The following is a 13,603-nucleotide window of genomic DNA, read 5'->3' on the forward strand; positions in this document are numbered from 1 at the left end:
GCCGTTTGTCTTAGACAGTCTCAGATTGTCTCGGATTGTATTATAAGGCACTGAAACGATTGAAAATTTGTCGGTATCACTGTCTCGGGTTGTCTCACCAGAACTCGTAGAAGCTCATAGCACCTGTTGGTATTTTGATGGTATCGTGGTATCTACAACGGCAATTTAGCCTCAGGATACCAACACATTGCCGCTAACAGACCTCGCCTGCCGCCGACTCAAGCCTGACGACAGGCCGTATAAAAAGTCGGATGAGAAGGGGCTTTACCTCCTGATTCAGCCGACCGGCTCCAAATTATGGCGGATGGCTTACCGTTTTTCTGGCAAGCAGAAGACACTGGCGTTTGGTGTTTATCCCGACGTGTCTCTTGAAGATGCCCGTGCTCGCCGCGACCAAGCCCGGGCAACACTAAAGGCCGGCGTTGACCCCGGCACGGTGTCGCCCATGCCGGCGGTCACTACCCGCACACCGCTATTCCGGGAGATGGCCTTGCGATGGCAATCGAACATGGTTGCCCGCTGGAAACCTGATCACCAGATACGCGTGGCGCAACGGTTTGAAGATGACGTATTCCCGGCGATCGGGGGAAAGCCGCTTGATCAGATACAGGCGACGGAACTGGTCGGCGTGGTTCGGGCGGTTGAGAAGCGGGGCGCCCTGGACGCCGCGCGCCGCATCAACCAGAACATCAACCGCGTCTTCCGGCTCGCCGTGGCCGAGGGGTACATTGCGGCGAACCCGGCCACTTATGTCGTAGATGTTTTGAAGCCTAAGCCGAGGGTCGAACACCGCAAGATGTTCAAGCCTTCTGATCTGCCGGAATTTTTCGCCCGTCTCAGCCGGTACGACGGAGATCCACTCACACCACTCGCTCTAGAATTTGTCCTGCGAACATTCGTGCGGACCATAGAGGTGCGGTTCGCCACCTGGCCCGAAATCGAAGGCGACCTGTGGCGCATACCCCCGGAGCGCATGAAGATGAATCGGGAGCATCTGGTGCCGTTGCCGCCACAAGTTCAAGCCCTTCTGGGCAGGATGAGAGCGCACGGCAAAGGCAGTAATCTGCTTGCGCCCGGCATCGACGGTCCTATGAGCGAGAACACGCTGCTCTTCGCGTTATATCGCATGGGCTACCATCGCCGCGCCACGGTTCACGGGATGCGGCGCACGGCGTCGACCATCCTCAATGAGAGTGGGCTATGGAACGAGGATTGGGTTGAAATGCAGTTGGCTCATAATGATGGGGACGACGTTCGCGCGGCCTATAATTCGGCGGAATATCTCACCCAACGGATCGCTATGATGCGGTGGTGGAACGACTACCTGGACGGCGTGAAATCGAAAGGATTGTCCGGTGGTGAGGAGGACGACCTTTCAGATTTGTTGAGTTAGCATAATGTGAGGTCGCGCAGGGTGATGCTCCCTCGTCAGTGCGGACTAATCCGCTAAGCCTGAGCCTTCAAAGGGACGCGCCTCACTAAGATGCAATGACCGCCGCGCTTCTTTCCCTATGATCACTTAGGTCCGAGGTACACGACGGTCGGGCGGCGTTGTTCAACTCCCCGATATTTTTACAGCCTTTGGCCTCGGGGTGAGCGGGCCATACGTTTATATAAATCACGTTTAAAGTGATTGTCAAATTTAAATTGCATTGCTATGGTGTCTCAAGTTGTCTTACCGAGGCTTGGGATGTCTGAAGCAGTTTTAACAATCAAAGAAGTGCAGACCCGAACGGGCTATAGTCGTCCGTCCATATATCGTCTCATAAGCGAGGGTCTTTTTCCGAAGCAGGTGGCGTTGAGCACCCGCAAAGTCGTGTGGCGCGAGCGCGATATTGACGCATGGTGGGCTAAAAAAATCGGTGGTGCCTCGGCCGACGATCTTGAGGATCTGCTGGCCTGATGGATGATATCGAAGACCTGTTGAGCGGCAGTCCGGCCCCAGTAAAGCCGACCCGCGAGTTACCCACTGCCAGGCGTGATCGACTGGCCGAGCAGCGCAGGCTATTAGGCGGTGCGAGGGCGTCCGAGCCGACGTACGTTGATGAGCATGAAGCACTGGCCGACCGCCTTAGAGAGCCTGGTGCGCCGCCCATTGATATGCTCAAGCGGTCCATGACGCTCACCAATATCGCGACATTGCTGGGCCGGGAGCCTAGGCGGGTCGTCGGACTACTCAAGAATTGTCCTATCGCAGGCTATGGTTCGATCAACCGGAACGGCGAGCGCACGCCGTTGTACGATCTTAGGGACGCCATCAACTACCTAGCCACGCCGAGCACGAAACACATCGCAGCCTGGATCAAGAGCCAGTCGCCTGCAACCCTGCCGCCGTTCATCAACAAAGCGTTCTGGGAAGCTGAGCGCGTGAAGATGAAGGTGAAGTATGAAGCGGGTGACCTTTGGCATACCGTTCAGTGCCAGAAGGTTTTCGGTGAAACGGCCAAGACGATCAACGAGGCCTTGAAGTTGTGGGTGGAGCGACTTCCCGGCGTGGCGTCTATGTCTACCGAGCAGTACAACGCCTTTCAGGGTTTTGTCCGGGAGCTTCAAAACGAAATCTTCGAATTGATGGTAGCCAAACCGAACGAGCCTCGGATGAGGTCGTATGCGGGCGACATCGAGGACCTGGAAAATGAGGCTGAGATAGCCGGTGACGACCTGGTGGAGGCCGAGTGAGTTTCCAGTTCTTTGACCAGATGCGGGCATTGGCCTTCGAAGCCGCCAGACCCGCCGGTCACATGTCGGTGGTGCAGGCGGGCGAGACGTACCATGTGGTGCAGCCGTCGGGTAAGCACCGCGGGCATTGGTCAAGCGCCCTCACCCCATACTGCAATGAACCGCAAGAGGAACTGACCTCACTAGAGTTTCAGGGAATGGTCTTCGCCGGCCCGGCAAGGTGCGGGAAAGCTCTGGATATCGATACACCTATCGCCACGCCGGAGGGCTGGACCACTATGGGCACCCTGCGCCCTGGCGATACTGTCTTTGGAGCGAATGGGTTGCCCACTGGGGTGACTGCCGTATCACCTATTATGGAAAACCGCGATTGCTATCGCGTGGTTTTTGATGATGGGACGGATATTGTCGCTGATGCAGATCATGACTGGTTTGTACATGATATCTACGGTGCCAAGAGGGGTCACAAGGAAAAAATCCTAAATACTCGACAATTGGCGGAAACCTGGCGAATTGCTAAAGGTGGTGTCAAGTATCGTTGTCGCTACGCGATACCGATGCAGCAATCTTTACAGACACCCGCCAAAACGCTGCCAATTGACCCATACACGTTTGGCGTATGGCTAGGGGATGGGGCCAATCATTCAGGCGTTTTATCTATAAACCTGGATGACGCGCCACATATCGTACGTCGCATCACGTCGGCCGGTTATCGCTGCTCAATTGAATTTGTTCTTGATCGCACTATCGCCGAAATCCGAGTAAAGGGCATTCGCGGCAGAAGTCTCAGATCTGTTTTAATTGACCAGGGACTCGGCGCAAAAGGCAAGGGTAAGCGTATTCCGCATGAGTATCTTCGAGCATCAGTAGAGCAACGTATTGCGCTTCTACAAGGCCTGATGGATACAGATGGTCACGCGCACAAGGCTAATGCTTCCGCTGAATTTTCCACTTCGTTTCCCGATCTGTTTGACGATGTGCGGGAGTTGTTAGTCTCATTAGGCGTGAAACACGGATATGACGTAAAGGACGCTTTCTACACGAAGAATAGTGAACGGATTTACGTTAAGCCTTCATACCGTATCCGTTTTACCCCGCTTTCTCCAGAAGACTGTTTCTCGCTGCCACGTCAAATCGCGCCACTCGTAGCGCGCGGCGTGGCTAAGCCGTCGCAGATCAATCGTCGCTGGATACGAAACATCGAGCCGGTGGAGTCGCGTCCAGTTCGATGCATTCAAGTTGCGGCGAACGACCACCTATTCCTTGCTGGCACGCAAATGGTGCCGACGCACAACTCAGTGATGCTGCCCAATTGGCTCGCCTACGGGGCCAAGGTTGATCCGGCCGACTATCTGATCCTGGGCAGTGCGCAACACGAGGTCCGCAACTGGTCGAAAGGTGACCTCGCCAAGTTCCTACGTCGTTCCCATGACGTTCGGAACATGCTGATTCCCGGTCGGAAGAACGACAACGTTTTCGACAAAGAATTCTTGTCAGGTATGCAGTGGCTATTCATCTGGCCGACGATCGACAATCTGTCCGGTAAGACTTTTCCTCGCCATTGGGCGCTCGACTTCGACCGGATTATTCAGGATGTCGATAAGGAAGGGAATCCCTACGATCTGCTCATGAAGCGGGCGGAAACCTTTATGCGCTTCGGCATGACGGTCGCGGAATCCTCTCCCGGCTTTGACATATCCGATCCAAAGTGGACGCCGCGCACCCCGCACGAGGCACCGCCCACCGAAGGGATATTGAAGCTCTATAATCGCGGTGACCGCCGGCGCTGGAATTGGAAATGCGAACAGTGCTCAGGCGCCTTTGAGCCTTCGTTCAAGCTGTTCGATTTCCCCGGTAAGCACGAGCCTAAACAGGTCTATCACGATCCGATGGACGCGGCTGAGCAGGTCACCCTGGTTTGCCCCATCTGCGGCTATCCGCACACGATGGATATGAAGGACCATCTGAACAGCGGCGGGCGTTGGGTCAAGGAGGGGCAGTTATGGCTGCCGCCGAAGAATGAATTCATCCTTGATCCCCGCTGCAAACTTGTCCGATCAAACATCGCCTCCTTCTGGTTGAAAGGCCCTGCGGCTGCCTTCCAGGATTGGAGCAAGATGGTGACGACATGGCTGACCGCGCAGAAGGAATATGACGAACTGGGCATCGAGACGGCTCTGAAAAAGACCGTCAACACCGACCACGGTGAGCCATACTTGCCCAAGGCGATGATCTCGGATCGCTCGCCCGAAATCCTGATGGCCAAGGCTGAAGACTGGGGCGCGAGCGAGGAATGTCGTTCGGTGCCGCCCTGGGTGCGGTTCCTCGTTGCGACCGTGGACGTACAGGCACGCGGCAATGCGTCGTTTGTATTTCAGGTTCATGGTGTCGACGCGCAAGGCAACATCACCATCATCGACAGCGATAAAATCATTTTCTCAACGCGCAAGGACGAAGAGGGGCGCACGCTTCGAATCGATCCTCAGGCGTTTGCCCTCGATTGGGATGTGCTGATTGATGAGATCATGATGCGGACCTATCCTCTGTCCGACGGTAGCGGGCGTCGGATGGGCATCTATCTGACTGGCTGCGATAGCGGTGGCGCCGAGGGCACAACCCCCAACGCCTACGCTTTTTGGCGCCGGCTGAAAGAACGGCAAGACGGTCTCCATCGCAAGTTTGTCCTGATCAAGGGGAAGGGCGGTAAGGGCGGCAAGGTCGATGCAGCAAAACCCGATAAGCCGGATGAAACCACGCCGTCCACGCGCGTGCTCTGGCCGGACAACAATCAGGGCACCAAGAAATTTGCGGCCGCCCTGGGCGATGTTCCGGTGCTGGAACTGAACCCGTGGATACTGAAAGACATGGCCAGCAACCTCATGCTGCGCCGCATCCGCGAAGACGACAATTCAGAAGGCGGTGGTGCAATACGCTTCCCGACATGGATGCCGGCGTGGTTCTACAATCAGTTGACCAACGAGGTTCGAACTGACCAGGGCTGGCAGAAGATCGGCAGCCGTCGGAACGAAGCCTGGGACTTGCTGTATTACGCGCTCGGTCTGTTGGTGCGTCCGCGTGACTTGTCGCCAAACGCGGCACCGTGGCTGGTCATTCGATATCAACACATCGCGTGGGAAGACCCGCCCTCATGGGCTGATGTGTGGGACAAAAATCCGCTCGTCTGGTCCGAAGGTCGCGCCGAACAGCGAGCCCTCGAACATGTCAAAAAGACAGTCTCCTTCGCGGAACTTGGCGGCAATCTAGCGTGACCCGACTTTCCACTGTGACGTGAAAGTCACATAAAACTTGAAACTGTTGTAAAATCTGCCATAACTCTCCCGTGTTTCTCCAAAACGGGTCCGTGGATTTTATGACGCTTAGCGTTGACGATCTGAATAAGCTTAAAGCTCGGCTTAACGAAGCTGAGAACGCCTATCACGCGCTGATGACCGGCGCTCAGGTCGTGCGGGTCCAGGATCAATCGGGCGAAAGCGTTAGCTATACCGTCGCCAATGCGAGCCGCCTCAAGGGGTATATTGCGGAGCTGCGGGCGCAAATCGCAGGCTCAAGTCTCACAACCCGCACCGGACCTATTCGACCGGTGTTCAGATGAGTTTTGATGCCGAACTTTCCGAACTGCTGAGCGGGCCGGTCTCATCCCTGCCGGTGCCTCAAGCACAGTCGCTCCCCGCCACGTCGGCGGTCATGGCGGGGGGTGGCGCTTACGAGGGAGCGAGCGGTTTCGATCAGCTTGCCTTATGGCAGCCGCCTATCCAGTCGGCGGACGCGGATATCCTTCCTGACAAGGAAGTGCTCGACTCGCGCGTGCTCGATATGCTCCGCAACGACGCCTATGTTGCCGGCGGCCGCACGCTGCACCAGGACAATATCGTCGGCTCAATCTACCTGCTGAATGCCAAGCCCATGACCAAGGTGTTGTGGGGCAAGGACGACGACATCTGGGAAGAAGAGTTCCAGGAGGAAGTCGAAACCAAGTTCATGCTGTGGGCCGAGAGCGCCTTCAACTGGTCGGATGCGCAGGGGACGAAGACGCTGACCGATCAGGTCAGACTAGCCGTTGCTCTGGCTCTGGCGTCCGGTGAAGTTCTCGCGACCGCAGAGTGGAAACCGAACGACGGCAGACCGTACCGCACGGCGGTGCAGATGGTCGATACCGCCCGTTTGTGTGATCCACCCAACACCTGGACGAATAAGCGCCGCATTCGCGGGGGTGTCGAACAGAATCAGGATGGCGAGCCCATAGCCTACCATATCCGCATGGGCGATCCGATGGATTACGCGCTGCCCGGATATTATCAGTGGCGCCGCGTCATGGCGCGGAAGCCATGGGGCCGTCCTCAGGTTCTTCATATTTTCGATCAGATACGCGCCGAGCAGTCGCGCGGTGTGTCGTCGATGGTCGCGGCATTGCAGGAAATGAAGATGCTGAAGTCGTTCCGCAAGGTCGAACTTCAGCGCGCCGTCCTGGCGGCCACCTACGCCGCCTCGATCGAAAGCGAATTGCCTGACGGTGACGTGTTCACGCTCCTCGGTGGCAACCAGGGCACCGGAAACCCCGTCATCGACTACCAGATGCAGTTCCTGAACATGATGCAGGACTTCGTTGGCGGCGCAAAGAACCTCGATATCAATGGCGCGAAGATTCCGATCCTGCCGGCCGGCGTAAAATTGAACCTCAAGAACCCCGGCGCGGATTCGCCAGCCGGTGACAAGTTCGAGATGTCGGCCCTGCGCTATGTCGCTTCGGTTCTCGGTGTCTCCTACGAACAGCTATCGCGGGACTATACCAACACCAATTATTCGTCGGCTCGCGCGTCTCGCGGCGAGACCGAAAAGCACATGGCCTCCCGCAAGAAGAAGGTGGCCGACGGTTACGCCAACTTCCTTTACGGCCTGTGGCTCGAAGAAGCGATCAACCAGAATTCGCTGGAATGTCTGAAGCGCAAGAATGTGCCCGCCTATTACGATGGGCTGAACCGCGAGGCGTATACGTCGTGCGACTGGCTGGGTGCTGGTGCAGGTCTGATCGATCCGCTTAAGGAAATTCAGGCCTATGTGCTCGCACTGAACAATAAGATCGGCACCCGTGAGCGTGTCATCGCACGCCTTTACGGATCGGATTGGCGCCGTGAGTTGCGCCAGATTTCACGCGAAGAAGCGGCCTATGCCAAGGCCGGTATCGATCTGCAACCAACTGCCAATCAGGACATGCAGAACGCGCTGAGCGGTTCCCCGGCCAAGCGCGGCGCGACCTCGGCGGCGCTTGATCGCGCGATGATCGAGCAAATCGTAGCTGACATTATGGAGAGCCGCTCATGACCAACCGTTATGTGGCGGCATTCCAAGACCATCAGCCGGCGATCATCTCGGCGTCCGGTCGTGCGCAGTTCGAAATGTGCATGACGCGCCTGGCCGCAGCCCTGCCTGAGATCGAAGAAAAGATGGCGGCCCGGGCCGACGACTCCGATTGGTGGGGTGCGGACGATGACCGCTGGATGCGGTTCATCCGTCCCTATGTCGTCAAGGACGGTGTTTTGCAAATCCCGGTCAAGGGCGTGCTTCTGCATGACTTCCCGTACCAGTTCAGCAGCTACGCCACAGGATACGACTATATCTGGCGGGCCTTTGAGCGCGGCATGGGCGACCTGAATGTCAAGGGTATTGCCCTCGTGGTCGATAGCCCGGGCGGCATGGTCGCAGGCTGCTTTGAGATGGTGGACAAGATGTTCGCCATGCGCGGCAAAAAGCCGATCGAAGGCTTTGCCAGTGAGAGCGCCTACAGCGCGGCGTACGCTACGATCAGCGTGGCCGACCGCATCACCGTCACGCGTACAGGCGGCGTAGGCTCCATCGGCGTAGTCACCTCACACGTCGATATTTCGCAGATGATGAAGGAGTTCGGCTGGGTCGTCACCTTCATCTACGCCGGCAAACACAAGGTCGATGGCAACGCCTACGAGGCGCTGTCCGACGACGTAAAGGCGCGCATCCAGGCACGCATCAACGATCTCTACGGCATCTTTGTTCAGACCGTAGCCCGAAATCGGGGGCTCGACGAGAAGGCGGTTCGGGACACCGAAGCGCTGACCTACGGCGCCCCTGAATCCCTGTCAGTCGGACTGGCCGATGCAATCGGCGCGTTCGATGACGCCCTGGCTGATTTCACGGCCAGCCTTAACCTCAATGAAGGAGATGAGACCATGGCCGATATCACTCAGGCCCAACTCGATGAAGCTGTCGCCACTGCCCGTGCCGACGGCGTGACTGCTGGCAAGGCCGAAGGCCATGCTGCCGGTTTGAAGGAAGGCGCGACGGCCGAACGTACGCGCATCAACGGGATTCTGGCAACCGACGTGGCGAAGGCCCGTCCGAAGGCCGCCCTTTCGACGGCCCTTAAGACCGACATGTCGGTCGAAGCTGCCACGGCATTCCTGGCTGACTTCGATGAAGAAAAGCCCGTCGCCACAGCCGACGAGAAGCCCGCAGGCGCGGGTGCGCCGGCCGGCATGATGGAAAGCGCCATGAGCAACTCCGAGAATCCCAATGTTGGGACGGGTGGCGGGGGTGACGAGAACGCATCTTCGCTGAGCGATCCGAAGAGCATTCTCGCTCTGGCCTCCGCTGTCGGCCTCAAGGGCTACGCGACTAAGAAGTAATCAGCCAGCACGGAAGGACCAAGTCTCATGGCTACCATCAATTCCTCTTATAAGAATGCCGATGTTCGCGGTGTCCCGGCGTTTGAAACCCTGGACACGATCATCGATTCGAACCTGGTTGCCGGTGCCGAGCCGCGCATTCAGGAACCCGTTCGTCTGCTCCTGGCAGACAACCAGACGCTGGCTCAGTTTACCGTTGTTGGTCTCGACAGCACCGGCAAACTGGTCAAGGCCACATACAACGCCACATTGGCCAGCGCTATTGTCCCTATCGGCGTAATGGCCCATGGCGCGACATCCGGCACGTCGAACACCACCAAGTACGGCGAAGTCTGGCTGACCGGTTGCTACAACGCCGGGTCCGATGACGCCGGCACCGACAGTCCGCTCATCTGGGATGCTTCGTTCGATACTCTTGCCAAGAAGACGACCTGGCAAGGTGTGATCGGCAAGCCGAGCCTCCTGTTCCGCTCCCGCCTCGGCGGAAATGCGTCCTAACTTTCACTTTTAACGGGAAACTCACATAATGGCTAATCCCTATGAACTCTGGCAAACACGCCAACTGCTCGGCGTTTTCCGCGACTCGCGGCCGGAAAACTGGTACTTCGGGCAGTTCTTCACCAATGCCATGCGCTCTACTAGCGAATGGATCGACTTCGAAAAGCTGCCTATCCGGTCGCGCGAACTGGCGCCCTTCGTTAAACCGATGGGCCGCGGTGAAGGCGTCTTCACCGACAAGGTTACGGGCTATCGCTTTAAGCCGGCCAACGTGGTCGTGGAAGATGCGGTTGACCCGCTGCGTCCGCTGACCTACCAGCCCGGTATCGACGCTTCGACGGTCCAGCCGTCGCAATTGACGCCGATGCAACGGCTCGCGCTCATCAAGCTCAATATGATGAACGAGATGCAGCTTGCCGTCGAACGCCGTTGGGAATGGATGCGCGCTCGTGCCGTCATCGACGCCGCGGTCACCTGTACCTACAAGGACGGCACGTCGGTCGTCGTCGACTTCCAACGCGCCCCCGGTCAAACCGAAGTTCTCGGTTCCGGTAGCCGCTGGGGCGATTCCGGCGTGTCCGTGCTCGGCCATATCCAGAACATCATGGATACGGTGAACAATGCGGCTTTCGGCGGCCTGATCGACCGTATCACCATGGGCGGCGGCGTTGCTTCGGTCGTTCGTCAAAACGATGAAATCCTGGCGCATATGGACCTGACCATCAAGGGTGGCGTTCATACGGTCGACCGGGGGCTGGCATCCACCGACAAGATCTACAAGTTCGGTGAACTCTTTGTCGGCGGCGCCTCTGGCCACCGCATTGAACTGTGGGTCAATAACGAGACCTACACCGTCAAGGGCACGCAAACGCGCTACCTGGCAAACAACGCCATCATTGCCACGGCCAGCCCACAGTCGATCAACGGCTACGAGTGCTACGGCATGATCGTCGACAAGGATGCTGAATATCAGGCCTTGCCCATGTTCCCCAAGAACTTCGAAACGGGCGAGCGCGTGAAGGTCGAAAACCTGTCGATCGAGTCCGCTCCGATCTTCGTCCCGATCAACCCGAACGCAACCTACAAGGCAACCGTCCTGGCCTGATCCGAATAGGGCGGCGGTTTTGGCCGTCGCCCGTCACCGCCCAAAGAGGAATTTCACCATGTCCAAACCATATATTGCCGTCAACCGCGTTTCGTACGGCGGCACATCCTACGAACCCGGCAGCTTCGTCTTTCCGACGGGCACCGACGAAGCTCTGTTCACGAAGCACAGGGCAATCCGCGAACTCACCGAAGAAGAGTTCGCCCTTCATCAACGTACGACGGGCCTTGTTCTGGCGGATCAACCGGTCGCCAACGGTCACCCGGAAGTCTCGGAAGCTCCGCAAACGGTTGCCGTCGAGACGGCGACTGGCGTTGCCGACCCCGATCTGGATCACGCGCCCGCCGCCGAGATCAATCCCAACGACACCGACCGTGGTGACGACGGCTTGGGATTGATGACGAACGCCCAGTTGAAGGCCCTTGCTGAGGCGGAACAAATCGACCTCGGCACCGCCACCAATAAAGCAGGCTTCGTTGCTGCGATCCGTGCAGCCCGTGGCGTCCCGACTGCGCCGGCAGCCGCCGACGAAGACCTGCTCACTTAAGCAACGCACTCAAAAGGACTAGCAAATGAGCGAAACAGTGAAAGCCGTTGTCACCGGCCAACATACTATTGAATACATCACGGGGACGGGTGACAACCGCGTGGAAGTTACGGCGACGGCCGCCGACGGCGTAATCGAATTGTCCAAGACACAGTTCGACGAATTGGAAGCCCTGGGTTCGGTCCGCAAGGCCTCGTCTGACGATAAGCCGACCGGTCCGTCCAAGGCGGCTGAACCTGCCAAGCCGGAAGCGGCTACCAAGTAATGGTCAACTGGCGCCAAGCTAAGCGCAAGATGCGGCGGGACGTTCATCTCGTGATGGGCGTCCCGGCGTTGCTGCTTGCCAGTGTGACGGCGACATCCGGTATCGCGATCACCATCCGCGGGCCGCACCATAAGCGGGAAATGAACTTGGTGGGAAATTCACCGACTGGCGAGGGATGGGCGCAGCGCGAGGATACGCAGCCGCGCTTGATCTTTGACCGGTTGGAGTTGGAATCGAAGAACCTGAGACTGCTTCCGAACGTCGTCATTTCGGTAGAGCCGGGCGAGGCCTACCAGATCGCGGTTACAAGGCCGCGCGATGACGAGTGGATCATTGCCGAAGTCGAGCCTTTGACTGCCGATGAGGTGCTTGGGCTGCCTGTTCCGGAGGCGATGTGATGGAAATCAATATCGTTGCCGTAGAAGGACTGAGCGGTCTGCTCGACGACCTGGATCATATTCCCGAGACACAGCGTCAGGCGGCGGTCGCAGCTATCAATAAGACGGCTGATCGCACGCGCACCCAAGCCAGCAGGCTCATGCGAAACCAGGTCGACTTCAAGGCGTCGTACCTGGACGAACGTCTTAAGGTGACGAAGTACGCACGCGGCCGCGATCTAACCGCTGTCATCCGTGGCCGTGACCGGCCCACCTCGCTCGCCCGCTTTATTACACATGTGAGCAAGGGAAAGGGTGTTGCGGTGGCAGTCAAACCGGGAGTGGCCCGGTTTATCAAGCGCTCATTCATCTTCAAAGGCGGGACCAATCAGCAGAACCGGCTCCTGGCCGTTCGCACCGATGGTGGCAAGCCGGCCGGTGCCTATAAGCCAATTCGCCTCACGGATAAGCTCTGGCTGATCTACGGACCCTCGATAGATCAGGTGTTCAGGGTAGTGCGCGACGACGTTGCGCCGGCAGCAGCCGAATACCTGGAAACCGAGTTCAACCGCATCATGGATGCCGAGGTGTTCAAATGAGCCTCGAGCCTTTTCGACTGCGCGTTCTTAAGGCCGTCTGCGCGACAATCAAAACGGTAACCCCGACGAACGGCTACATAAATGACCTCGCTGACAAGATCGAGACGATCAATGGTCAGGCGACAGTCACCGCAAAGGTCTTCCGTGGTCGCGAGCTGTTTGGCGACTCCGATCCGCTGCCTATGGTCAGTGTTCTGGAACATCCTCGCGCCCTCGACGCTTTGCTGGCGCCGGACGGTGGCCAGGACCGAGTGGGCGAATGGGACTTGCTCATTCAGGGCTTCGTCAAGGACGACAAGGAAAATCCGACCGATCCCGCGCACGTTTTGGCGGCAGAGGTAGTCAAAGCACTGGCCGCAGAAACCGAGCGAAAACTCGATGGTGCGCTGTCGCGGGGGCGGAACTTGTTCGGTCTCGGCTACCAGGAACCGTGCGTTTTCAAGATGGCGATCGGGTCACCGATCGTCCGACCCGCAGACGGTGTGAACTCTAGCCAGGCCTTTTTCTGGCTCACCCTGACGCTAACCCTCGTCGAGGACCAGGAAAAGCCTTTCGCTGTTCCAAATCTCACGTTATAAGTGAAAATCCCTTAAGGAGTGTCAAATGGCAGTCAATCAAACAAAGCAGCATACCTACGGGTCGGGCGAAGTCTATTTCGCTCGGTTCAAGAGCGGAACCCAGATTCCTGAGGCTCGTCGCTATCTCGGCAACACCACGAATCTCAGTTTCAGCACGGCTATCGAGAAACTTGAGCATTTCGATAGCGACCATGGTGTGAAGGAAAAGGACGACTCGATCACCACGTCGACGACTATGACGGGCACGACCGAAACCGATAACGTCAACCAGGAAAACG

The 13,603-nt window shown here is 57.7% G+C and carries 15 protein-coding genes; all 15 read left to right on the plus strand.

Annotated elements, in window-relative coordinates:
* Nucleotides 1-187: 187 nt before the first annotated feature.
* Nucleotides 188-1,393, plus strand: a complete 1,206-nt coding sequence (locus AEAC466_RS27060) for a tyrosine-type recombinase/integrase (RefSeq protein ID WP_023456873.1) — start codon at nucleotides 188-190, stop codon at nucleotides 1,391-1,393.
* A gap of 297 nt (nucleotides 1,394-1,690) precedes the next feature.
* Nucleotides 1,691-1,903: a helix-turn-helix transcriptional regulator gene (locus AEAC466_RS27065; protein WP_023456874.1), complete on the plus strand. Its 213-nt coding sequence runs from the start codon at nucleotides 1,691-1,693 to the stop codon at nucleotides 1,901-1,903.
* On the plus strand, nucleotides 1,903-2,679 hold the full coding sequence (locus tag AEAC466_RS27070) for a hypothetical protein (RefSeq protein ID WP_023456875.1): 777 nt from the start codon (nucleotides 1,903-1,905) through the stop codon (nucleotides 2,677-2,679). The genes AEAC466_RS27065 and AEAC466_RS27070 overlap by 1 nt, the downstream gene beginning before the upstream one ends.
* Nucleotides 2,676-5,948, plus strand: coding sequence for a terminase gpA endonuclease subunit (locus tag AEAC466_RS44070; protein WP_081714530.1), 3,273 nt, complete (start codon nucleotides 2,676-2,678; stop codon nucleotides 5,946-5,948). The genes AEAC466_RS27070 and AEAC466_RS44070 overlap by 4 nt, the downstream gene beginning before the upstream one ends.
* A 101-nt stretch (nucleotides 5,949-6,049) precedes the next feature.
* Entirely contained in the window at nucleotides 6,050-6,292 is a 243-nt protein-coding gene (gene gpW / locus AEAC466_RS27080; protein ID WP_081714531.1) for a gpW family head-tail joining protein, read from the plus strand.
* Nucleotides 6,289-8,019: a phage portal protein gene (locus tag AEAC466_RS27085; protein WP_023456878.1), complete on the plus strand. Its 1,731-nt coding sequence runs from the start codon at nucleotides 6,289-6,291 to the stop codon at nucleotides 8,017-8,019. The genes gpW and AEAC466_RS27085 overlap by 4 nt, the downstream gene beginning before the upstream one ends.
* Nucleotides 8,016-9,356, plus strand: coding sequence for a S49 family peptidase (locus AEAC466_RS43595; protein ID WP_023456879.1), 1,341 nt, complete (start codon nucleotides 8,016-8,018; stop codon nucleotides 9,354-9,356). Before AEAC466_RS27085 ends, AEAC466_RS43595 begins: the two co-directional genes overlap by 4 nt.
* Nucleotides 9,357-9,383: 27 nt before the next feature.
* The gene (locus tag AEAC466_RS27095; RefSeq protein WP_023456880.1) at nucleotides 9,384-9,854 is read left to right on the plus strand and encodes a hypothetical protein; all 471 of its coding nucleotides are present in this window, start codon (nucleotides 9,384-9,386) and stop codon (nucleotides 9,852-9,854) included.
* A gap of 28 nt (nucleotides 9,855-9,882) precedes the next feature.
* Nucleotides 9,883-10,959, plus strand: a complete 1,077-nt coding sequence (locus AEAC466_RS27100; protein WP_023456881.1) for a major capsid protein — start codon at nucleotides 9,883-9,885, stop codon at nucleotides 10,957-10,959.
* A 58-nt stretch (nucleotides 10,960-11,017) separates the two neighbouring features.
* Nucleotides 11,018-11,506 (plus strand): hypothetical protein, encoded by a 489-nt coding sequence (locus AEAC466_RS27105; protein ID WP_023456882.1) that lies wholly within the window; start codon nucleotides 11,018-11,020, stop codon nucleotides 11,504-11,506.
* Between the two features lie 25 nt (nucleotides 11,507-11,531).
* Complete coding sequence (locus tag AEAC466_RS27110) at nucleotides 11,532-11,771, plus strand: hypothetical protein (protein ID WP_023456883.1); 240 nt, start codon at nucleotides 11,532-11,534, stop codon at nucleotides 11,769-11,771.
* The gene (locus AEAC466_RS27115) at nucleotides 11,771-12,169 is read left to right on the plus strand and encodes a hypothetical protein (RefSeq protein ID WP_023456884.1); all 399 of its coding nucleotides are present in this window, start codon (nucleotides 11,771-11,773) and stop codon (nucleotides 12,167-12,169) included. The genes AEAC466_RS27110 and AEAC466_RS27115 overlap by 1 nt, the downstream gene beginning before the upstream one ends.
* Complete coding sequence (locus AEAC466_RS27120) at nucleotides 12,169-12,747, plus strand: phage tail protein (protein ID WP_023456885.1); 579 nt, start codon at nucleotides 12,169-12,171, stop codon at nucleotides 12,745-12,747. The genes AEAC466_RS27115 and AEAC466_RS27120 overlap by 1 nt, the downstream gene beginning before the upstream one ends.
* Complete coding sequence (locus AEAC466_RS27125) at nucleotides 12,744-13,325, plus strand: hypothetical protein (protein ID WP_023456886.1); 582 nt, start codon at nucleotides 12,744-12,746, stop codon at nucleotides 13,323-13,325. Before AEAC466_RS27120 ends, AEAC466_RS27125 begins: the two co-directional genes overlap by 4 nt.
* A gap of 25 nt (nucleotides 13,326-13,350) precedes the next feature.
* On the plus strand, nucleotides 13,351-13,603 hold a 253-nt coding region (locus tag AEAC466_RS0122025; RefSeq protein WP_031238230.1), incomplete at its 3' end, for a phage tail tube protein.

Origin of the sequence: Asticcacaulis sp. AC466 (genome assembly GCF_000495815.1) — a bacterium.
Classification (GTDB): Bacteria; Pseudomonadota; Alphaproteobacteria; order Caulobacterales; family Caulobacteraceae; genus Asticcacaulis.

Coding starts and splice junctions, on each gene's coding strand:
- gpW (WP_081714531.1), top strand. CDS start 6,050: ATGACGCTTAGCGTTGACGATCTGAATAAGCTTAAAGCTCGGCTTAAC.
- AEAC466_RS43595 (WP_023456879.1), top strand. CDS start 8,016: ATGACCAACCGTTATGTGGCGGCATTCCAAGACCATCAGCCGGCGATC.
- AEAC466_RS27095 (WP_023456880.1), top strand. CDS start 9,384: ATGGCTACCATCAATTCCTCTTATAAGAATGCCGATGTTCGCGGTGTC.
- AEAC466_RS27070 (WP_023456875.1), top strand. CDS start 1,903: ATGGATGATATCGAAGACCTGTTGAGCGGCAGTCCGGCCCCAGTAAAG.
- AEAC466_RS27110 (WP_023456883.1), top strand. CDS start 11,532: ATGAGCGAAACAGTGAAAGCCGTTGTCACCGGCCAACATACTATTGAA.
- AEAC466_RS27105 (WP_023456882.1), top strand. CDS start 11,018: ATGTCCAAACCATATATTGCCGTCAACCGCGTTTCGTACGGCGGCACA.
- AEAC466_RS27065 (WP_023456874.1), top strand. CDS start 1,691: ATGTCTGAAGCAGTTTTAACAATCAAAGAAGTGCAGACCCGAACGGGC.
- AEAC466_RS27120 (WP_023456885.1), top strand. CDS start 12,169: ATGGAAATCAATATCGTTGCCGTAGAAGGACTGAGCGGTCTGCTCGAC.
- AEAC466_RS27100 (WP_023456881.1), top strand. CDS start 9,883: ATGGCTAATCCCTATGAACTCTGGCAAACACGCCAACTGCTCGGCGTT.
- AEAC466_RS27125 (WP_023456886.1), top strand. CDS start 12,744: ATGAGCCTCGAGCCTTTTCGACTGCGCGTTCTTAAGGCCGTCTGCGCG.
- AEAC466_RS27115 (WP_023456884.1), top strand. CDS start 11,771: ATGGTCAACTGGCGCCAAGCTAAGCGCAAGATGCGGCGGGACGTTCAT.
- AEAC466_RS27085 (WP_023456878.1), top strand. CDS start 6,289: ATGAGTTTTGATGCCGAACTTTCCGAACTGCTGAGCGGGCCGGTCTCA.